At 64.5% G+C, this 20,945-nt stretch carries 21 protein-coding genes; 16 read left to right on the top strand and 5 right to left on the bottom strand.

Annotated elements, in window-relative coordinates; all coding sequences use genetic code 11:
- Positions 1–3: 3 nt before the first annotated feature.
- The 3 genes from OSH12_RS13405 to OSH12_RS13395 form a co-directional block, all read right to left on the bottom strand.
- Entirely contained in the window at positions 4–1,434 is a 1,431-nt protein-coding gene (locus tag OSH12_RS13405; protein ID WP_266344075.1) for an arabinose isomerase, read from the bottom strand.
- Positions 1,435–1,448: 14 nt separating this feature from the next.
- The gene (locus tag OSH12_RS13400) at positions 1,449–2,117 is read right to left on the bottom strand and encodes an SGNH/GDSL hydrolase family protein (protein WP_266344074.1); all 669 of its coding nucleotides are present in this window, start codon (positions 2,115–2,117) and stop codon (positions 1,449–1,451) included.
- Positions 2,118–2,569: 452 nt separating this feature from the next.
- The gene (locus OSH12_RS13395; RefSeq protein ID WP_266344073.1) at positions 2,570–3,691 is read right to left on the bottom strand and encodes a mandelate racemase/muconate lactonizing enzyme family protein; all 1,122 of its coding nucleotides are present in this window, start codon (positions 3,689–3,691) and stop codon (positions 2,570–2,572) included.
- Positions 3,692–3,891: 200 nt separating this feature from the next.
- On the opposite strand from OSH12_RS13395, the gene OSH12_RS13390 reads away from it, so the two are divergent.
- The 14 genes from OSH12_RS13390 to OSH12_RS13325 all read left to right on the top strand — a co-directional run bounded on the left by OSH12_RS13390 (position 3,892) and on the right by OSH12_RS13325 (position 16,219).
- Entirely contained in the window at positions 3,892–5,091 is a 1,200-nt protein-coding gene (locus OSH12_RS13390; RefSeq protein ID WP_266344072.1) for a sugar ABC transporter substrate-binding protein, read from the top strand.
- Between the two features lie 61 nt (positions 5,092–5,152).
- Positions 5,153–6,679, top strand: coding sequence for a sugar ABC transporter ATP-binding protein (locus OSH12_RS13385; RefSeq protein WP_266344071.1), 1,527 nt, complete (start codon positions 5,153–5,155; stop codon positions 6,677–6,679).
- A gap of 11 nt (positions 6,680–6,690) precedes the next feature.
- A complete protein-coding gene (locus tag OSH12_RS13380) occupies positions 6,691–7,686 on the top strand; it encodes an ABC transporter permease (protein WP_266344070.1) in 996 nt (331 codons plus the stop codon).
- A gap of 1 nt (position 7,687) precedes the next feature.
- Positions 7,688–8,410 (top strand): FadR/GntR family transcriptional regulator, encoded by a 723-nt coding sequence (locus OSH12_RS13375; RefSeq protein WP_266344069.1) that lies wholly within the window; start codon positions 7,688–7,690, stop codon positions 8,408–8,410.
- Between the two features lie 13 nt (positions 8,411–8,423).
- The gene (locus OSH12_RS13370) at positions 8,424–9,467 is read left to right on the top strand and encodes a Gfo/Idh/MocA family protein (protein ID WP_266344068.1); all 1,044 of its coding nucleotides are present in this window, start codon (positions 8,424–8,426) and stop codon (positions 9,465–9,467) included.
- 5 nt (positions 9,468–9,472) lie between these two features.
- Positions 9,473–10,285: a sugar phosphate isomerase/epimerase family protein gene (locus OSH12_RS13365; protein ID WP_266344067.1), complete on the top strand. Its 813-nt coding sequence runs from the start codon at positions 9,473–9,475 to the stop codon at positions 10,283–10,285.
- Positions 10,282–11,085 (top strand): SDR family NAD(P)-dependent oxidoreductase, encoded by an 804-nt coding sequence (locus tag OSH12_RS13360; protein WP_266344066.1) that lies wholly within the window; start codon positions 10,282–10,284, stop codon positions 11,083–11,085. Before OSH12_RS13365 ends, OSH12_RS13360 begins: the two co-directional genes overlap by 4 nt.
- Positions 11,085–11,864, top strand: a complete 780-nt coding sequence (locus OSH12_RS13355; protein WP_266344065.1) for an acetoacetate decarboxylase family protein — start codon at positions 11,085–11,087, stop codon at positions 11,862–11,864. Before OSH12_RS13360 ends, OSH12_RS13355 begins: the two co-directional genes overlap by 1 nt.
- Before the next feature lie 10 nt (positions 11,865–11,874).
- A complete protein-coding gene (locus OSH12_RS13350; RefSeq protein ID WP_266344064.1) occupies positions 11,875–12,189 on the top strand; it encodes an L-rhamnose mutarotase in 315 nt (104 codons plus the stop codon).
- A gap of 11 nt (positions 12,190–12,200) precedes the next feature.
- Entirely contained in the window at positions 12,201–12,965 is a 765-nt protein-coding gene (locus OSH12_RS13345; RefSeq protein ID WP_266344063.1) for an SDR family NAD(P)-dependent oxidoreductase, read from the top strand.
- A gap of 98 nt (positions 12,966–13,063) precedes the next feature.
- Complete coding sequence (locus OSH12_RS13340) at positions 13,064–13,336, top strand: helix-turn-helix domain-containing protein (RefSeq protein ID WP_266344062.1); 273 nt, start codon at positions 13,064–13,066, stop codon at positions 13,334–13,336.
- A 99-nt stretch (positions 13,337–13,435) separates the two neighbouring features.
- The gene (locus OSH12_RS13335; RefSeq protein ID WP_266344061.1) at positions 13,436–13,648 is read left to right on the top strand and encodes a hypothetical protein; all 213 of its coding nucleotides are present in this window, start codon (positions 13,436–13,438) and stop codon (positions 13,646–13,648) included.
- Between the two features lie 183 nt (positions 13,649–13,831).
- Positions 13,832–15,625, top strand: a complete 1,794-nt coding sequence (locus OSH12_RS13330) for an FUSC family protein (protein WP_266344060.1) — start codon at positions 13,832–13,834, stop codon at positions 15,623–15,625.
- A gap of 207 nt (positions 15,626–15,832) precedes the next feature.
- On the top strand, positions 15,833–16,219 hold the full coding sequence (locus tag OSH12_RS13325; RefSeq protein WP_266344059.1) for a DUF983 domain-containing protein: 387 nt from the start codon (positions 15,833–15,835) through the stop codon (positions 16,217–16,219).
- 88 nt (positions 16,220–16,307) lie between these two features.
- Here OSH12_RS13325 and OSH12_RS13320 read toward each other — a convergent pair whose 3' ends face one another.
- Positions 16,308–17,699: an aspartate aminotransferase family protein gene (locus OSH12_RS13320; RefSeq protein WP_266344058.1), complete on the bottom strand. Its 1,392-nt coding sequence runs from the start codon at positions 17,697–17,699 to the stop codon at positions 16,308–16,310.
- A gap of 85 nt (positions 17,700–17,784) precedes the next feature.
- On the bottom strand, positions 17,785–18,474 hold the full coding sequence (locus OSH12_RS13315) for a cysteine hydrolase family protein (RefSeq protein ID WP_266344057.1): 690 nt from the start codon (positions 18,472–18,474) through the stop codon (positions 17,785–17,787).
- 116 nt (positions 18,475–18,590) lie between these two features.
- Between OSH12_RS13315 and OSH12_RS13310 the strand changes: the two genes are divergently transcribed.
- The gene (locus tag OSH12_RS13310) at positions 18,591–19,472 is read left to right on the top strand and encodes a MurR/RpiR family transcriptional regulator (protein ID WP_266344056.1); all 882 of its coding nucleotides are present in this window, start codon (positions 18,591–18,593) and stop codon (positions 19,470–19,472) included.
- A 149-nt stretch (positions 19,473–19,621) separates the two neighbouring features.
- Complete coding sequence (locus tag OSH12_RS13305; protein ID WP_266344055.1) at positions 19,622–20,941, top strand: glutamine synthetase family protein; 1,320 nt, start codon at positions 19,622–19,624, stop codon at positions 20,939–20,941.
- Positions 20,942–20,945 lie beyond the last annotated feature (4 nt).

The following is a 20,945-nucleotide window of genomic DNA, read 5'->3' as shown; positions in this document are numbered from 1 at the left end:
GCCCTAGCAGACCTTTACCGTCCGGATGCCGAGCAGCAGGCCGAGCTTTTCGATCCGGTCGGCGATGTGGCCGGTGCCGATGGCACAATGATGCGCCGGGCATTCGGCGTTCCACGTCTCGACGAACTTTCTGGAGCCGATCGGGAAGCGATAGCGGCTGTTGGTGTTGCCAATCTCGAGAATCGGTCCCGGCACCGATTCGGCCTCCGCCACCACCAGCTTCAGCTTGCCGGCGCCATCCTCGGCGACCGAGAGCAGCGTCACCGGGCCGTGCTTCACAGACATCTCTACGCTGACGCCCGAGCCGACCTTGCCGTGATAAACCTTCAGCGGCCGCACCTTGGTCTTGCCTTCGGCAATCCTGGTGTGGCCGGGGCCGTCATGGCCCATCAGCACGATGTCGTCGTTGAAATCGATGCCGTAATACTCGGTGAACGAGCCGCCGACGCCGAAGGTGTCGAGGATCTTCATCGCCTGGGCGTTCTTCACCTCATATTCGCCCGCCACCGGCACGCCGCGCGCCGTCAGATAGGAACAGCCGAGGATGACTGAGGAAATCACATCCTCATGGTCATGGCCGGGCGTCGATTCATAGTAGTAGGCGAGCGAACCGAGCTTGTGCTTCGCCACCAGCCGATCGAGCGCAACAGACGTCCGCGCCGCGCGAGACAACTCGGCCGGGTCGCAATCGGGCTGGATGTCGAATTCGCCGCGAAAGGCGTCGACGCGTCCCGCCGTCTCGATCTCCGTCACCGATTTGCGCAGTTCCGCCAGTTCGTCGATCTCGACGATCTCCAGATGGCCGCCAAAGGTCGCCACCTGCGCCGTCGTGTCGGAATAGATGTCGAGCATGCCGTTGTAATAGCGGCCCATCAGGCCGAGACGGTTATGCGACATGACATAGGCGACGCGCGCCGCCTCGATCCAGGCCTCGATCTCGCGGTCGACATGCGCATCGCCGTCGAGCACGCCAGTCACCTGATGGAAATCAATGCCCGAACGGCGGAAGACATTGGCGATCTCCGGCACCGGGCAGGCGGCACAGAAGGCGAGCCATTCGCCGGTCATCTTCGTGCGATCGTCGAGCGCGTTGAAGCTGGCGTAATCGATCGCCGCTTCCGGCTGCAGGTTCAGGATGACGACGGGAACCTTGGCCCGCTGCACGACAGGCAGCACCGTCGAGGAGACCGCATAGGTCGTCACATGCAGGAAGATCAGGTCGACATCGGCGGTGCGGAACTGGTGCCCGGCGTCCATCGCCTTTTCCGGGTCGTCGATCAGGCCGAGATTGACGATCTCGACGCCCGGCCGCGCCAGCTTCTCGGCCACCCGATCGACATAGCCGCGCAGACGCGGCTCCAGGCCTGCGAATTGCGGCCAGTAGGCGTTGAGGCCGATGCCGAACAGGCCGACCTTGAGCGTGTCATGCGCCATGATTTTCGTGCCCCTCAATCGGCCAGGATTTCTTGAACGCGGGCGGCCAGCGCCTCGCCGAGCGTGCGATGCGCTTCGGCATCCAGATGAATGCCGTCGATCTCGCTGGAGGCGATCACCGTGCCGGCATCGAACACCGCAATGCTTCGCCCCTTTGTTGCACGCGAAAATTCGGCGGCGAGCTTCAGCGATTTTTCCGTGCCGCCCTCGAACATCTCCGTCAGCCAGCCGAGCTTCGAGATCGGCGCGGGGACGACCAGCAGTACCTTGGGCGCCCTGCCCTGCGGGCCCGTGGCCGAACCGAGCACGATGTCGGCAAGCCGGACCGCGCCATCGGCGATGTCGCCCGCCTGCATCGAAAGCCGCGCCTTCAGATCGTTGGTGCCGAGCTTGATAATGACGAGGTCGAGCGGCATGTGCGTCTCGATCGCCACCTGCAGGAAGCGCGCGCCATTCTTGTGATGCCCCTCGACGGGATCATCGACGCAGGTGGTGCGGCCGTTCAGGCCCTCGGCGATCACCTGCACGCCATCGCCAAGCTTCTGCTGCAGCACGCCGGGCCAGCGCACATCCGGCGCAAACCGGCCGCCGACGCCACGCTCCGGCTGCGGCTCCGCGCCCCAGCTATTGGAATCGCCATAGACCATCACGGCTTTCATCGGGCTTTCCTCGGCACGAGCCATCTCAATTCTCCCCCTCACGTCTGACCGCAGAAACTTCGCGCAGTTGCGAATGACGGCGCGCCGCGACAACCCAAATCATCTCGCCGAGGACCCGGACCGGACTTCGAGGCCGGGCCTGGGTTGATGCCTCAGCCCTGCCTCCGCCGTATCCCCACCCTCGCCGTCATCCCTGCGAAAGCAGGGATCCATACCGCCGCGACACCGGAAGTGATTTCGGCGAGGCTTCTGCTGAATGGATCCCTGCTTTCGCAGGGATGACGGAGTTTTGGCGACCGCGCCTCAGTCCTTCCCATGGAGAAAGCTCAAGCAAGCCCCTCACCCAACCCTCTCCCGCAAGCGGGCGAGGGCTTCTCGGGCGGCGTGGCGGAGGCATCGAGACCGGCTCGACCTGCCCCCTTTCCCGCTCGCGGGAGAGGGTTGGGGTGAGGGACTTCGCCATTCCGCCACCCGCCTCAATTCACGCGATACTTGGCCAGCACATCGGCGCGCGGCTCGGCGCCGTGGCCGGGGCGGCTTGGGGCGGAAATCAGGCCGTTCTCATGCCAGAAAGGCTCGTCGATCAGCTCGAACTGCATCGGCCCGACCAGTGGCTTCAGCTCGAAAAGCTCGGCTGCCTTCGAGGCCAGCGACAGATGCAGGCTTGCGCCGGTCAGCACCGCCGTGCTCCAGGCATGCGCGTTGACCGTCTTGCCGGCCGCCTCGATCACCGCAGCCGCCTTGCGGAAGCCGGTGACACCTTCGATGCGAGCGGGATCAAGACCGAGCACATCGGCAGCGCCGGTATCGAGCCAGCGCTGATAGCCGGCGACCGTGAATTCGCGCTCGCCGACCGCGACCGGCGTCGAGATCGCCGCCTTCAGCGCGACATGATCGGCCACCCGGCTGGGCAGGAAAGGTTCCTCGATCCAGGCGATGCCAGACTCTTCCATGCGCTTCACAGTGCGGATGGCGGTGTCGAGATCCCATTTCGTGCCGTTGCCGGCATCGACCATGATGCCGGCCTCCGGCCCGATCGCCTCGCGCAGCGCCGCGACCAGCGCCACGTCGTAATCGGGATCGCGGCCGGCCTTCGAAAGCCCGCGTTTTCCAAGGCCAAGCTTGGTCGAACGGAAGCCGCCGGCGATGTGGCCCGCTATCTCGCGAACACTGTCCTCGATCGTCGCCTGGTTCACATGCAGGCTGGCGCAGACCGGCAAGGATTGGTGATGCGCGCCAAACAGCTCGACCAGCGGCTTGCCGGCGTCCTTCGCCTTGATGTCCCAGAGCGCCATGTCGAGCGCCGAGATCGCCATCGACGCAATGCCACCCTCGCCATACCACCAGCAATGATTTTTCATCGCCTGCCAGCAGCCTTCGACATCGCCGAGATCGCGCTCGGCCAGCACCGGAAGCAGGCCGTCACGGATGATGGTTTCAGTGGCGCGCAGCGCCTCCGGCCACATGGCGATCGCCTCGCCCCAGCCGGAAATGCCCTCGGCCGTATCGACCCGGACCAGCAGCGTCATCCGGTCGTGGTTGAAATCATTCGGCTCCGGCCAACGCAGCACAAAGCACTCAGCTCCGCCGAGACGCATGCAGTTTCCTCCCTCTGACCGTGCTTGCCGCGCGGTCGTTTGCAGCAAGGCTAGATTCAAAACCGGGAGGTCGTCAATCGAATTGGTCAGGCCAATTATTGCAAACTGACCCTTGCGTCATCCGAAATGTCGTGCCAGTTTTGCCGCCAAGAAATTGGCCTTACCAATTCAAAATGCTCTTTGAGGGAGGAGACTTTTCCATGCACGCTCGGACTCCGTTCCATTCCATGCGCCGCGTCGCCAGCTTCGCGGTCATGTCGCTTCTGCTCGGCAGCGCGGCTTATGCCGAGGATTTCCACGGCTTCGACCCGGCGAAATTCGACGGCGCCATGCTCAGCGCCGACCAGCTCAAGGCCATGGTGGCCGATGCCACCGCGGCCCATAAGCCCAACAACGGCAAGAACCTCGTTCTCGGCTTCGCCAACCTGCAGCGCGACGTGTCGTTCTGCCTGAAGGTTGAGAACGGCATGGTCGAAAACGCCAAGGCAGCCGGCGTCGACCTGCAGATCACGGACAACCGTCTCGACGGCGCGACCGCTCTCGCCAACGCGCAGAGCTTCCTGCAGCGCCAGGTCGATCACGTCACCGAATTCCAGACCGACGCCAATTTCGGCGCCACCATCATGCAGCAGATGAACGAGGCCAACACCAAGGTGGTGGCGATCGACATCCCGATGCCGGGCGCGACCTTCTTCGGCGCCAACAATCCCCGCTCCGGCTTCATGGGCGGTGCCTATCTCGGCCAGGCGGCGATTGCCAAGTTCGGCGCCGACAAGGTCAAGGAAGGCTTCTTCGTCGTCGGTGAACTGCCGCAGTCGGGCGCAATCCCGGCCATGCGCACCGGCGGCCAGGTCGCCGGCTTCAAGGCCGCCGTCGAGGGCTTCGCGGACGATCACATCATCAAGATCGACACCAAGAACACGCTCGAAGAGAGCTTCACCCAGATGAACAACGTCATCGGGCGCATTCCCGAGGGCGCGCCGATCATGGTGACGGCGATCAACGACCAGGCGGCGACCGGCATGCTCCGCGCCGTCAAGCAGGCCGGCCGCGAGGCAGACCTGATCGTCGTCGGCATGGGCGCCGACGAAATCCAGACCATGGCGGACGAGCCCGCCTTCGTGTCGTCGGTCGGCTACTTCCCCGAGCGCTACGGCAATTATCTCATTCCGCTGGCGCTGATGCAGCTGGCCGGCAAGGAAGTGCCGGACACGGTCCTGGTCAACCACGTCATGGTCACCAAGGACAATGTCTGCACGTTCTACGACAAGTTCGCCTGCGCCAAGGGCAAGGACCCGATCCAGTTCACCTTCCCGCAGGAAGCTTTCGAAAAGCACCTGGCCGAGATCCGCACGCTGCCGGATCTCGCCGACTACCAGAACCTGATCCCGACCAACTGATCGGATCTTTCGGCGGGCGCTCCGGCGTCCGCCGTTTTCTCAACATTCCAGGAAGGGCCGCATGGCGACCACCGCTCCCCGCCTCGGCATGCACGGCATCGGCAAGTCCTTCGGACGCGTGCCCGTGCTTACGGATGTCGACCTGACCGTCGACCCCGGCGAAGTCGTCGCCCTGCTCGGCTCGAACGGCGCCGGCAAGTCGACGCTGATGAAGATCCTGACCGGCCTCTACAATCGCGACGGCGGCACGATCCAGGTCGATGGCGAAGCGGTCGATTTCAAGGATCCGGCCGCGGCCGTCGCCTCGGGCGTAAAACTGCTGCCACAGGAAATCTCCGTCATGCCGGATATGACGGTGGCGGAGAACATCTTCCTCGGCGACATGCCGCTAAAGCGCAAGTTCGGCATCAAGCAGGTCGACAAGGACGCGATGCGCATCCGCTCGCGCGAACTGCTCGACCAGTTGGGCTTCGCCAACATCCTGCCCGACATGCTGGTGAAGCGGCTTTCGGTTGCCGAGCAGCGCATCGTCGAGATCGCAAGAGCCCTGGCCGGCAAGGCGCGCATTCTCGTCATGGACGAGCCGACGGCGGCGCTGACCGAGCAGGAAGCGAAGATGATCTTCAAGATCATCCGCCGCCTGAAGGAGAACAAGGTCTCCGTCATCTATATCTCGCACTACCTTTCCGAGGTGTTCGAGATCTCCGACCGCATCGTCGTGCTGCGCGACGGCCGCAATGCCGGCACCTTCATCACTGCCGACACCAAGCGCGCCGAAGTACTGGCCGCCATGCTCGGCAATACGGTCGATGACCTCTACGACGTCGGCACGCCCGGCGTCGCCGGCGCCGAGATCCTCAACGTCGAGAAGCTCACCATCCCGCGCAAGCTCGAGGACGTCGCCTTCAGCCTGCACCAGAACGAAATCCTCGGCATTTTCGGGCTCGTCGGTTCCGGCGTCGAAGTGCTCGGCCGCGCACTTTATGGCGCACTCGGCCCCCTGAAGACGGCCGAAGTCCGCCTCGGTGGCCAGAGCTACCGGCCGATGAGCGCCCGCAACGGCAAGCTCGCCGGCATCGGCTTCGTCGCCGCCGAGCGCAAGAAGGAAGGCATCATCGCCGACTTGACCGTGCGCGAGAACATCGCCCTCCCCTTCGAGGAACGCTTCGAGCGCGGCCTGTTCATGTCGCAGGCCGAAGAGGCCCAGCACGCCATCCGCTGGATCGGCGAACTCGGCATCCGCACGCGCGGCCCCGAGCAGAAGATCCGCACTCTTTCCGGCGGCAACCAGCAGAAGGTCTGCATCGCCCGCTGGCTGGTCGAGGGCGTCAAGCTGCTGATCCTCGAAGAACCGACCCGCGGCGTCGATGTCGGCGCCCGGCGCGAGATCTACGGCAAGCTGCGCGAGCTCGCGAACCGGGGCTATGCCGTGCTGATCCTCTCCTCCGATGTCGAGGAAGTCGCCGGCATCAGCGACCGTTCGCTTGTACTCGATCGCGGCCGCATCGTCGGACACTTCGAACGCGGCGCCAAGCCCGCCGAACTCATGGCCGCCACCGGCAACGATCCTGCCTTCCAGGCCCCGTAAGGACCCATCCCATGGCCCAATCCATCGAAACACACACCCCCAGTGGCGCCAGGGAACAGATGCTCTCCCTGTTCGGCAAGCCCTGGTCAGGCGTCGCCATGCTCGGGATATTCTACCTGATCCTGATCGCGGTCTTCTCCGTCCTGTCGCCCTATTTCCTGACGCTCCGCAACATGCTGAATATCGGCGGCAACGTCGCCTATATCGGCCTGATGGCCGCTGCCGGCACGCCGCTGATCATCGCCGGCGGGTTGGATCTCTCGGTCGCGGCGATCGCCGGCCTGACCGGCGTCGTCATCTCGATGCTGTACGGCATGGGCTTCCCGATCTGGATCGGCGTGCTGCTGGCGATCGTGGTTGCCGCCGCCATCGGCGTGGTTAACGGATTGTTTACAACCCGTTTACGCCTGAACCCGCTGATCGTGACGCTCGGCATGATGAGCATCATCTCCGGCATCGCCCTGGTGCTGACCGGCGGCCTGACCCGGCCGCTGATGGTTCCGGGCTTCAACTGGGTCGGCTCGGGCCGCGTCATCGGCATCCCGATCCCGTTCATCATCATGATGGTGACCTTCGTCGGTCTCTGGATCGTCATGACGAAGATGCGCTTCGGTCGCTACATCTATGCCGCCGGCGGCAATGCCGAGGCTTCGCGCCTGATCGGCATCCCGCTCGAGAAGACGGTCATCACCCTCTATGTGATCTCGGCCATCTCCGGCGCCATCGCCGGCACCATCCTCGGCGCCATGCTGGGCGCGGCGGGACCTACCGCCGCCGGCTCGCAGCTCCTCACCGTCATCGCCGCGATCATCCTCGGCGGCACCAGCCTGAACGGCGGACGCGGCAGCGTCTGGGGCACGCTGCTTGCCGTGCTGATCCTCGGCACGCTCAATAACGGCCTGACTTTGCTCAATGTTTCCAGCTTCTGGCAGGACGTGACGCGCGGCGTCGTGTTGATGCTCGCCGTCAGCCTCGACCAGATCCGAACCCGCGCGCTAGGCGAATAAGATGGCGGAGATGGGCGCAGGCGATTTCGAACCGATCGAGCGCAGCTCGGTAGCCGAACAGGTCGCCAAGAAGCTGCTCGACCTGGTGCGGACGAAGAACCTTCGGCCGGGCGACCAGCTTCCGCCCGAACGCGAGCTGGCTGCCGCCATGCAGGTGAGCCGGCCGAGCGTCCGCGAGGCCCTGCGCGGCCTGCAGATCCTTGGCGTGCTCAAGGTCCGGCAGGGCGGCGGCATCTATGTGTCGTCGCTCGAAGCCTCGGATCTGCTTGGGCCCCTGCAATTGCTGATCACGCTCAACGAGCACAACGTCAACGCGCTCTACGAGTCACGAAAGCTGATCGACGGCGGCATCGGGCGCATGGCGGCCGAGCGCATCACGGCCGAAGACCTGACGCGGATGAAGAACATGCTTCTCGTCCAGCGCGGATTGATCAACGATCCCATCGGCTTCCGCGTTTCCGACGTCGAGTTCCACCGCGTCCTGTCGGATGCGACCGGCAACCCGTTCCTCGTGCGCGTCTCGACGTCGCTCTACATCCTCGGCATGGAATACCGCCGCATCGCCGCCGAAAATCCGGGCGTGCTCGGTCAATCCTTCAAGGATCACGAACTGATCGTCGCCGCCCTCGAAGCGCGCGATCCCGACGCCGCCGAGGCGGCGATGGTCCAGCACATGACCAACGTGCACCTCTCTACGGTCAACGCCATGGATATCACTCCCTAATGGAACGAAACTCATGAAGCGCGCCAGGATAGGCATCATCGGGGCTGGCTGGTGGGCGGTCGAAAACCACATCCCGATCCTGAAGGCGAACCCGGACTGCGAGCTGGTCGCCGTCAACCGGCTCGGCCAGACAGAACTGGCGCAGATCCAGGCGAAATTCGATATTCCGCGTGGGTTCGAGGACTATCGCGACATGCTGCGCGAGGTCGAACTCGACGGTGTGATCATTGCCTCGCCGCATGTGCTGCACCATGAGCATGCGATCGCCGCGATCCGCGCCGGCTGCCATGTGCTGGTCGAGAAGCCGCTCGCCACCAACGCCGCCGACGCGCGCGACATTGTCACGGAAGCCGCAGCCTTTGGCCGTGAAGTCGTCGTTCCCTATGGCTGGAATTTCAAGCCGTTCAGCGAGCGCGCCGCCGAGCTGGTCGCCGCCGGCAAGATCGGCAAGGTCGAGCATGTCGTGCTGCAGATGGCCTCGGCGCTGGGCGACCTGATGGCCGGCCAGCCGATGAAGGAAACCGAAGGGGCGATGTTCCGCCCGCCGGCCTCGACCTGGGCCGACCCGCAGCGCGCCGGCGGTTATGGCTGGGGCCAGCTGGTGCATGCGCTCGGTCTTCTGTTCAAGATCGCCGACATTGCGCCGGAAGAGGTCTTCGCCATGGTCGGCCGCTCGCCGGCCGGCGTCGATTATTACGACGCCGCGGTCGTCCGCTTCGCCAATGGCGCGACCGCCTCCCTTTCCGGCGCCTCGACGGTTCCCAAACATCGCGGTTTCCAGATCGACCTGCGCATCTTCGGCTCGGAAGGCATGCTGCTGCTCGACATCGAACGCGAGCGGCTGGAAGTAAGCCGCCGTGACGGCACCGATGAATTCGTCACGATCGAGCCCGGCGCCGGCGCCTATAGCTGCGTCGAGCCGGTCAATCTGCTGGTCGACATCTGCCGTGGCCTCAATCCGCCGAACGCCTCGCCCGGTACGGTCGGCATGCGCGCCGTCGAAGTGCTCGACGCGCTCTACCGTTCGGCCGAAAGCGGCCGGATGGAAAAGGTCTGAACCCCATGAAGCTGTCGCTCGCTTCCTGGTCGCTGCGCAGCCTGACGCTGGACGAGGCGGCGGGGCTCTCCCGCGTCCTCGGCATCGGCGCGCTCGATCTTGGCTATTTCTACAAGCCCGGCCTCGACCGCGAGGCGCTGATCGCCGACCCAGACGGCACCGCCGACCGCGTGCTTCAGCTCGGCGTCGCGCTGCCCAATCTCTATCATCTGTTCGGCGGCTCGCTGTCGGACCGGAACCTGGCCGATCCCCGCAATCGCGAGCGCAACGAGGCAGATTTCCGGCAGGTTGTCCGCTTCGCCAAGCGCGCGGGCCTCGCCAGTGTCTTCGTGCTGCCGGGCGTGGTCAATCCCGGCCAGGACCGCGTATCGGCGCTGACGGAATCGGCGGAAAGCCTGCGCCGGCTGGTGGCGATCTCGGCGCCGGAGGGCATCCAGCTCACCGTCGAGCCGCATGTGCATTCCTATCTCGAAAGTCCGACGCTGGTGCTCGACTTGCTCTACCGCGTGCCGGGACTGAAGCTGACGCTCGACTACGCCCATTTCGCCTGCCTTGGCTATCGGCAGGAAGAGATCGACGTGCTGGCGTCGCACGCGGCCCATGTGCATCTGCGCCAGGCGCGCGCCGGCGTGCTGCAATGCAAGCTTGCGCTCGGCACGCTCAATTTCGGCGCCATGCTCGGGACACTGAGAGCGGCTGGTTATAACGGCTATCTCTCGATCGAATATGTGCATCAGGACTACATGGACGGCCAGCATGACGACGTGCTGACCGAGACCGTCGACATGCGGGATTGTGTAAGGGAGTGGCTGGCGTGACGGCAAAAGGCATTGCGCTCGTGACCGGCGGCGCCGGCGGCATCGGCGCGGAAATCGTGCGCCGACTGGCGAGCGACGGTTATCACGTCGTCGCCGCCGACCATAACGAGGCACTGGCGGCTGAGGTCGCAAGCAGTGTTGGTGGCAGCGGCATCGCGATCGACATCACCGACGCGAACTCCGTCGATCAGGCCTTTGAGTCCGTGCTCGGAACACATGGCCGCCTCGACGTGCTGGTCAACGCCGCCGGCATCCATCTGCAGAAGCTGGTCGTTGATACGACGCCGGAGGAATGGGACCGGATCCAGAGCGTCAATGCGCGTGGGCCGTTCCTGACCTGCCGCGCCGCCGCCCGCGCCATGATGCGGGCCGAAAGCGGCCGGATCATCAACATCATCACCCGCCTCAACTTCGGCAACCCGTATTCCAGCGCCTACATCTCGTCGAAGAACGCGCTCTGGGGCTTGACCCAGTGCCTCGCGGTCGAGCTTGCCTCTTACGGCATCACCGTCAATGGCGTCGCGCCCGGCCATGTCGGACCCGGAACCGGCATGGAGAAGCAGTTTCGCGAGAAGGCTGAGAAGCTCGGCCTGTCGTGGGAGGCGTTCGAGGCGCAGGTGCTGAAGACGATCCCCGTCGGCCGCTGGTGCCGCCCGGCCGATGTCGCCGCCGCCGTCTCCTATGTCGCCTCGCCGGAAGCCTCCTTCGTCACCGGCGAACTGATCAATGTAACGGGCGGCTTCGTCGGCTACGGCATCGCGCCGCCGAAGGAAGCCCGCTTCGGAAGGGATGCCGACTGATGAGCAAGGACCTGCGCAATGGCGGCCTCGACCGGCTGACGGTCGAGGACATCCTGAAGCCCGGCTTCTCGACGCCCTGGGACGCACCGATGGTGCCGCCCTACCCGTTCACCTTCCGCAATGTCGACGTGCTGACACTGGTGTGGCGCACGACGGAGGCGGCGGTCGCCCGGCTGCTGCCGCCGCCGCTGGAGCCGACCAGCGACATCGTCATGGCGCATATCTACCGCATGAACGACACGGAATGGCTCGGCCCCTATGGCGAGAGCAACGTCTCGCTCGGCTGCCGGCTGCCCGGCGTCGCGGATGGTTCCTATTCGCCCTATCTGTTCCTGTCTTCGGATGCCGGCGTCGCGCATGGCCGCGAATTGCACGGCCAGCCGAAGAAGCTGGGCGATCCGAAGCTGGAACTGCGCGGCGACCTCGTCGTCGGAACGGTGGCCCGCAACGGCATCGACGTGCTGACCGGGACGCTGCCCTACAAGCAGCGCACCGACACGCTGGCCAGCCTCAACAAGCATTTCGACTTCGCCGAGAACATCAATCTCAAGGTCATCGATCACATCGACCAGCGCCCGGCCATTCGCCAGTTGACGTCGCGACGCCTTCAGAATGTCGTCGTTCATGAATGCTGGGGTGGTCCCTGCACCGTCGAACTGCGCCCCAACGCGCAGGCGCCGATCCACCGGCTGCCGGTCGTCGATATGCTCGACGGGCTGCACTGGAAGGCCGATTTCACGCTCGTGCCCGGCCGCATCGTTCACGATTATCTCGCCTGAGGGGGAAGCTATGGGTCAATACGCCTGGGTTCTGGAAGTCCGTCCGGGATGCGAAGAGGAATACAAGAAGGCGCATGACGAGATCTGGCCGGAGATGCTGGAGACGCTGAAGGCAGCCGGCATGCGCAATTACTCGATTTTCCGGCTCGGCCTGAAGCTGATCGGCTATTTCGAGACGGACGATCTGCAGAAGACCATCGCCTATCTGAAGGACGATCCGGTCAATGCGCGCTGGGGCGTCGCCATGGCGCCGATCATGAAGATCGAGGGCGATCCGCGCACCGGTTTCGCTTATCTTCTGCCCCTGCAATGGCACATGGATTGATCGGACCCAGCATGCTCGACGGAGAAATCGCCCTCGTCACCGGCGCCAAGGGGGGCATCGGCGCCGCCACCGCCAAGGCGCTCGCCGAAGCTGGCGCGCGGGTCATCGTCACGGCGCGCCGCCTCGAAGACGCCGAGGCAATCGCGCGCGAATGCGCCGAAGGCCGCGCCATCGGCCTCGCTTGCAATGTTGCAGACCCTGATTCCGTCCGTGCGGCTGTGCGCGAGGCGACCGCGATCGTCGGCGCGCCGACCATCCTCGTCAACAATGCCGGTACGGTGCAGCCGATCGGCCTGTTGCACGAGACCGACGCCGACGCCTGGGCCGCAAATATAAACGCCACGCTCATCGGCGCGGCTGCCATGGCGCGGGCCGTGCTGCCGGCCATGCTCGACCAGGGGCGCGGCACCATCGTCAACCTCTCCTCCGGGGCCGCCCATCACGCCATGGAGGGCTGGAGCGCCTATTGCGCCGCCAAGGCTGGACTCGCCATGGTGACGAAATCGCTGGCGCTCGAATATGGCGCACGAGGCATTCGCGCCTTCGGCTTCGCGCCTGGTATCGTCGATACCGGCATGCAGGTCGAAATCCGCGCCTCGGGCATCAACCCGGTCAGCCAGTTGCCGCGCGAGAAGCTCGCCGGCGTCGGCGATCCCGCGCTGGCGATCGTCTATCTGTGCACGGCCGCCGCCGATGATCTGGCCGGCAGCGAACTGGACATCCGCAAGCCGGAGTTCCGCCTCCGGGCCGGCCTGCCGGCGCTTCCGGCAACCTGACGACATCGCTCCAGGCGCACGAATATCTGGAACATTTTCCGGATTCGTGCGTTCCTAACTGAAGGTGGCAGGGGAGTGCCATCGATTGGGAGGGAAAGATGGAGCTTCGTCATTTCCGTCAGCAGCCCGACGTGGGACCGCGCGATACCGCCGGGCTGCCGAGCCATGTTCTTGACAAGATAGCCGCCGGAGAACAGCCGCTTAAAGCCATCCGTGAATGGCGCTGCATTAGCCAAACGGATCTTGCGGATAGGACCGGCGTTGCCGTGACGCAGATCATGCGCTGCGAATCGGGCTGGTTGATCTCGAAGGAAGCCTTGCGGCTTCTGGCCCGCGGACTGCGGGTTCGAGACGACCTTCTTACCGACTAGCGAAGCTTCCGCTGAATAGCGAAGGCTCGCTGGAACGAACCGGGAGCGGCTCTTTCGTCGCTGCCCGCCTTGTTTTGCCTTGCCCGAAGGAGACTTGCGATGGACCCGAAGAAGCCGATTCCCGATCCGCTACCTCCGAGCCAAACCGTCTCCGATCATGCGATCCCGGATGTAGACCAGCGCGCTAACCAGGCCTTTCTCGATGCCCTGATCGATACGGACGGTCGCCCCATGAGCGAGGCGATCGACATGCCGGAGGATGACGAGGAAAACGAAGACGAGATCGAGAGCGACGACGACATCGAACGCTAGCGGGAACGTCCAATATCGCGCCGCGACGCTTCGCCGATGGGATCCAATCCGGTAGGGTGGTGAGACTGGTCTCTGCAACGTCTGCCTGCTGGTTCCATGCCCACAATGACGACGACGTCATCGCCCTCGACATCCGCACTGCCGATACCGCCGCCGCCGCCCCGCAGCTCGCTGAGTCTCGGCATGCTGTTCCAGTTTCGGGACGCCAAGCGGCGTTGGCCTTTTGCCAGTCGCGCCGCACTTTGCATGGGCATTCCGGTGGTCGTGGGTTGGGCGGTCGGCGATACTTCCGCCGGACTGATGGCGACGCTCGGAGCCTTCACCGCGCTCTATGGCAGTGATCGTCCCTACCTCAACCGGGCGTTTTATCTCGCCCTGATCGCCCTCGCTTTCGCCGTTGCCGTCAGCGTCGGCCTCCTGGCGCAGACGACGCCATGGACGGTGGTTCCCGTCATCGCAATGATGGCAATGGTGGCTACCTTTCTCTGCAATGCGCTGCGGGTGTCGCCGCCCGGCGCCTTTATGTTCACGCTGGTCTGCGCGGCCGGCACCGCCATTGACGCACCGCATCTGACGATCTGGCATACCGCCTTGCTGGTGGCGGCCGGCGGCGGCGTCGCCTGGCTCGCTCATATGATCGGCGCCTTCTTCTGGCCGCGCGGCCCCGAGCGGAAGGCTGTCGCCACAGCTGCCGAGGCTGTCGCGCGTTTCATCGAGGCCGTTGGAACGCCGGCCCAGGATGCTGCCCGGCACCATGCAGCCCTCACGATGCAGGAATCCTGGACGACACTGGTCCGTTTCCAGCCGCCCAAGCCGCGTCCTGACGGAACGCTGAGCCGGTTGCGCGCCATGGGCCGCGAATTGAACCAGTTGTTCGCCGAGGCGATGAACGCGACGGCGCCGTTGCCAGAAAGTGCCGCCATCAAGGCGCGCCATATTGGCGCCGAAGCGCAGAAACCGCACCCTGAAGCCGAGCGCACCGACCCGGGCCACGTCCCGCTCGGACATCCCGGCGTGCTCGCTTCGCTGCGGGAAAGCCTGCGGCCCTGGTCACCAGCGCTGCTGGTGACGTTGCGCGTCGGCATTGCAACCGCGATCGCCGGCACCATCGGCGCGATGCTCGGGCTGGAACGCGCCTATTGGTGCATCGCCGCCGCCATGCTGATCCTGCATCAGGGCCTCGACTGGGCTCGCACGCTGCAGCGCGGTCTGGAGCGCATGGCCGGGACGCTGGTCGGCCTGCTGCTGGCCGGCGCGATCCTTGTCCTCCAGCCGGAAGGACTCTGGATCGCAGTGACGCTAATGGCTCTCCAGTTCACCATCGAGATGATCGTCATCCGAAACTATGCGCTGGCGGTGATTTTCATCACGGCGGCAGCACTGACGATCGCAGCGGGTGGCCATCCCGTCCCCGATGTCGGTCACCTGCTCTGGGTACGCGGCGTCGATACCGTCATCGGCTGTGTCGTCGGGCTGACAGTGTTTGCGCTGTCGCGCCCGCGCTTTGCCACATCCAGGGTCCCGGATGAACTCGTCCGCACGCTGAACGCGATCGCCGCCGTTATCGGGCCCATGTCCAGGGGCGATGTCCTGACCCCAACGGCGCGAGCGGCACGACACGACCTGCAACACCGGGCGATCACCCTGCTGCAGGCCTATGATCGCAGCGTCGGCTCGTCGCCGCGCCACGGCGAACAGGTGGAGCGGATGTGGCCCGCCGTGGTCACGACCCAACGGCTTGCCTATCGCGTGCTTTCCACATGCTGGGCCATGGAAGCGGATGGCGAAGCCAAAGCGCGGGAAACAGCCCTTTCCCTCTTTGGCCCGAATGGCGCAAGCGCGATGCGCGATGCCTTGCTGGAGCTGGGACGGTCGGCTCGCAATCAGAAGCAGCCCGCGATTGCAGCGCCGCTGCCAGCCTTCGTCGCGACCGAGATGCAAAACCTGCGCGACTCGCTGGTGACAGAAAGCAATTAGACCTCGTCGCGGCTGCGACAGATTGCCGGCTACATTTCGTCACCTCGTGTCTACGAGGGAAAGCGATTATATTTTAAGCACTGAGATGGAAAGACAGGCACGATCCTTGGAAGCGCGACTTCTCGGAGCGTCAGCGATTTCTTTCTGAAGGCCCGACGTTGCCAGGGTTGGTAGCAGCGGCCGCGAATAGCACCGAAGGATCGCCCGATGAGCGAAACCGAATCCCCCTATCGCCTGGCTTTCAAGCTTGGCGTCTCCGGCCGATGCCCGAGGTGCCAGTCCGGCCATATCTTCAGCGGCTGGCTGAAGATGGCGCCGAAATGCGAAGTCTGCGGCCTCGATTTTTCCTTCGCCGACCCGGCCGACGGTCCCGCCTTCTTCGCCCAGTTGATTGGTGCGATCCCTGCGGTGGTCTTCGCGCTTTGGCTTCAGATCAAGTTCGCTGCCCCGATCTGGGTTCACGTGTTTACGACGCTGCCGTTGCTGCTGCTGCCGACATTGCTGTTGCTCAGACCGATCAAGGGCTGGCTGGTTTGCTCGCAATATCTGCACCGCGCCGATGGCGGCAGAGAACTGACCCGGATCGACAAGTAGCCGGTTCCAGTACACTTCGCGGATACGAAAACGGCCGGATCATCAAGGATGATCCGGCCGTTTCTGTCTGTATTGGTGTCCAGACTCGTCAGAGCATGGCGGCGACTTCTTCGACAGCCCTGACCGTCGCGGCGACGACGATATCCGCCTCCTCGCGCGTCAGGCAGAGCGGCGGCGCGAAGCCGAGAATGTCGCCCTGCGGCATGGCGCGGCCGATGACCCCCTGCCCCAGCAGCGCCGTCGAAATGCGCGGCCCGACCTTGTCGGCGGCATCAAAGAACACGCGGTCGTCGCGATCCCGGACGAACTCGACCGAGGCCAGCAGCCCCTCGCCGCGCACATCGCCAACGATCCGGTGACCGCCGACCGCATCGGCGAGACGCTCCCGGAAATAGGCGCCGACATCGCGGGCGTTGTTGACGAGGTCGAGTTCATCGACCACTTCGAGATTGGCAACGCCGGCCGCCGTGCAGAGCGGATGCGACGAGTAGGTCCAGCCATGGCCGATCGGGCCGAACGTGTCGGAACCTTGCTCCAGGATGCGCCAGAGCTTTTCCGACACGATGACGCCGGAGAGTGGCGCATAGGCGGAGGTCAGGCCCTTGGCGATGGTGATCAGGTCCGGCTTCATGCCGTAGTGATCCGAGCCGAACATCGAGCCGAGGCGACCGAACGCCGTCACGACTTCATCGGCGATCAGGATGATGTCGTATTTGTCGAGGATGGCCTGGATCTTCGCCCAGTAGCCCGCCGGTGGCGGCACGATGCCGCCGGTGCCCAGCACCGGCTCGCCAATGAAGGCGGCGATCGTCTCCGGCCCTTCGGCCAGGATCATTTCTTCCAGCTTGTCGGCGCAGAACTGCGAGAACTGCTCTTCGGTCAGGCTGCGATCCTCGCGGCGATAGAAATACGGCGCCTCGGTATGCAGCACCGGCGCGCGCGGCAGGTCGAACAGATTGTGGAAGGCGGCAAGCCCGGTCAGGCTGCCGGTCATGACGCCGGAGCCGTGATAGCCGCGCCAGCGCGAGATGATCTTCTTCTTTTCCGGCCGTCCGAGCACGTTGTTGATGTACCAGACAAGCTTGATGTTGGTCTCGTTGGCGTCGGAGCCCGACAAGCCAAAGAAGACGCGGCTCATGTGATCCGGCGCGCGGTCGATCACCATCTTCGCGAGCCGGATCGACGGCTCCGAGGCATGGCCGACATAGGCATGGTAATAGGGAAGCTGCGACGCCTGGTGGGCGATCGCATCGCTGATCTTGGTGCGGCCATAGCCGACATTGACGCAATAGAGGCCGGCAAAGGCATCGAGGCTGCGCTTGCCGTCGACGTCGGTAATGTAGACGCCTTCGCCACCGGCGATGATCCGGTTCGGCGTCTCGCCGCGCGCATGCTGCGCCATGTGGGTCGAGGGATGGAAGAAATGATCCCGGTCCCAGGCGTGGAGTTCATTGTGCGAGAGCGTCGGCTGTTCTGACATGTCGGTCCTTCGAAACCTGGCCGACAGAAGCCGGCGATGGGTGAAATGAGCGAGCCGAATCGGTTCCGCCTCGCCAAAGCGAGGTTCAGGCGGCGGCCACGGCAGCGGCGCCGGAGATCTCGGCGATGAGTTCGTCGGTCGTGCGGGTGCGGCAATAGTGGCCGCGCATCGAATCGATCGAGACGGCGTGGTTTTCCGGCGTATCGGCCGCGCAGCAATCCTCGACCTGCGTTACCAGGAAGCCGCGATCGGCCGCGTCGCGGATGGCGGATTCGACGCACTGGTCGGTGACGACGCCGTAGATGACGAGGTATTCGATGCCGAGATTGCGCAGAACATATTCGATGTTGGTGCAGTTGAAGATGCCGGAAGCGGTCTTCGGGATGATGATCTCGTCGCCGCGCGGCCCGACCGCTTCGATCGGCTGCGCTTCCCACGAGCCCTTGGCGATGTTCAGGCCGGAGATCTTGTGATCCAGGCTGCGGTCGCGACCATCCTGCGTCAGGCTCTCGATGACGGTGAAGATCACCTCGATGCCGGCGGCGCGGGCGGCGTCCTGCAGGCGGGCCTGATTGGGGATCAGCGTGTCGGCGATGCGCTCGTAAAAGGCGCGTTTCTTCGATTCCGGCGTGCCGTCGATGCGCGCCTGCGCCAGCAGCTCGGCGTTGAATTCGCCATTCTGCATATCGACGTTGAGCAGCGCCGTGCGCGCCGGAATGAAATTGCGTTCGCGATAGGCGCCGTTGGCGGCATCGATCGATGGTAGGGCTGTCATCTGGCAACTCCGGCGAGGCTTAGGTTTGCGCGCAGACACTGTAATGGGGATTACGGATCTGGGAAGATGCTGCCAGAATGTTATTGGAATATTCTACTGCGAACAGGGGAGCGTCCATGATCGACGAGGCAGAGCCGGCGGAGGGGAGTTCCCTGCGCACCAACAAGCCGACCCTTGCCGATCGCGTCACGGCCAGCATGGCCTCGCTCAGCGAGGCAGAACGGAGAGCGGCGCGCGCCCTTCTCGCCCGCTATCCGACAACCGGCATGGAGACAGTGGCACTCTTTGCCGAACGCGCCAAGGTCAGCGCGCCCACCATCCTTCGCTTCGTCGCCAAACTGGGCTTTTCCGGCTATGCCGATTTCCGCCGGGCGCTGCGCGAGGAGATGGAAGCGCAGGCGGAATATCCGCTGACGCGACCGCATGCCGACGGCACCTCCACCGCCTACGCCGCGTTCACCCAGAGCCTCGTCACGACGGTCGAGAATTCCCTCGCCATGGTGAGCCAGGCCGACATGGAGCGATTGACCGACTTTCTGATCGATGAAAGGCGCGAGATCTTCCTGCTCGGTGGCGATTTCACCGATCCGGCCGCCCGCCATCTCGAGTTTCATCTGCGCAAGATGCGCAGCCGCGTCCGCCTGTTTTCGCAAGCCTTGCCGCGCCGCGCCGACGAACTGGCCGACATTCGCAAGCGTGACGTCGTCATCCTTTTCGACATCCGCCGCTATCAGCTCGACACCATCCGCACCGCCGAGATCGCCAAGGAGCGTGGCGCCGTGGTGGCGCTTTTCACCGATCGCTGGATGTCCGACGTCGCCCAGGTCGCCGATATCGTTATCCGCGCCCAGGTCGACCTGCCCTCCCCCTGGGACAGCCTGATCGGCCTGATCGCGCTGGTCGAGACGCTGGCGCTTTCGATCGACGCGCGGCAATGGCCGATCGCCCGCGCCCGCTTCGAGGCTATCGAACAGGTGCGAGGCAAGCTGATCCCTTGACGATCATCCGCGTGCGAAAAATTACAGCTTTGCTGCCTAATTGAGCGTCTTGTAAAATTTTCGTCACGCATGCTAGCGTTGAGGCAGCCGGACAAAGACGCGGGTCAAACGCGCAACGGCGGCATGCAGTGCGGGACATCGGGGGAAGTATGGCGATCGAGCGTGAAACGATCGTCACAGTCTGTTGCAGCGACATCGCTGGACAGGTTCGTGGCAAGGGCTTTCCGGCCCGCGAACTCGAAAATCGGCGCCGCTTCGGCGTCGGCTGGACGCCAACCAACATCATGATCAACTGCTTCGGTCGTATTCCGGCGACGCCTTTCGGCGCCGAAGGCGACCTCATGCTGGTGCCGAGCCCGGAGGGCGACATCACACTCGACTATGGCGACGGAACGCCGGTCGAACGCATCGTGCTCGGCGACATCCTGACTATGGCCGGCGAACGCTGGGATTGCTGCCTGCGCGGCGTCTTGAAGGATGCGCTCGACAAGCTAGAGGCCGAGACAGGCCTGCGGGTCCTCGCCAGCTTCGAGCATGAATTCTGGCTTGATGGCGGCGAGGAGCGGCCGGGCGACGCCTATGCTGCCAGCACGCTGCGCGGTCTTGAACCCTTCATCGGCGATTTTGTCGGCGCGCTGCGCGCCAACGGCTTGCAGCCGGACACGTTCCTGCCGGAATACGGCCCCCGCCAATACGAGATCACCGTCGATCCGGCGCTAGCGCTAACGGCGGCGGACGAGGCGGTGAAGCTGCGCGAGATCGGCAAGTCCGTCGCGAAGAAGCACGGCTACCAACTCTCCTTCTCGCCGGTCGTAACGCGCGGCATCGTCGGTAACGGCGTGCACATCCATTTCAGTCTGATCGATGGGGACGGCAACCCCGTCATGTACGATCCGGCAGGCCCCGGCAAATTGAGCCCGGTCGGCGCATCGTTTGCCGCCGGCATCCTCAAGCATGGTCGCGCGATTTGCGCGGTCACGGCGCCCAGCGTGATTTCCTATGAGCGTCTGAAGCCGCATTCCTGGTCGGCCTATTACATCAACCTCGCCGATCGCGACCGCGAGGCGCTGCTGCGCATCTGCCCCTATCCCGAGGTCGAGGGCGTCAACGTCGCCAAGCGTTACAACATCGAGTTCCGCGGCGCCGATGCGACGGCCAGCCCCTATCTGCAGCTCGCCATGCTGGTGCATGCCGGCCTCGCCGGCATCCGCGAAAACCTGCCGGCGCCGTATCTTTCCAGCGGCGATCCCGGCACGCTTTCGCAAGGCCAGCGCGACGAGCGCGGCATTGGCGACCTGCCCCGCAGCCTGCCCGAAGCGCTGGAAGCCCTGGAGCAGGACAGTGTTGCGATGGGTTGGCTCGGGCCAGTGCTTTCCAACGCCTATCTGATCCACAAGCGCGGCGAGATCTCCATGGCCGAGGGCATCGACATCGACGAGCTCTGCCGCATCTATGCGCGGGCCTATTGAGATG

Origin of the sequence: Kaistia terrae, assembly GCF_026344005.1 — a bacterium.
GTDB classification, from domain to species: Bacteria; Pseudomonadota; Alphaproteobacteria; order Rhizobiales; family Kaistiaceae; genus Kaistia; species Kaistia terrae.
The sequence above is the reverse complement of the archived record's forward strand: the minus strand, read 5'-3'. Positions and strand labels throughout refer to the sequence as shown.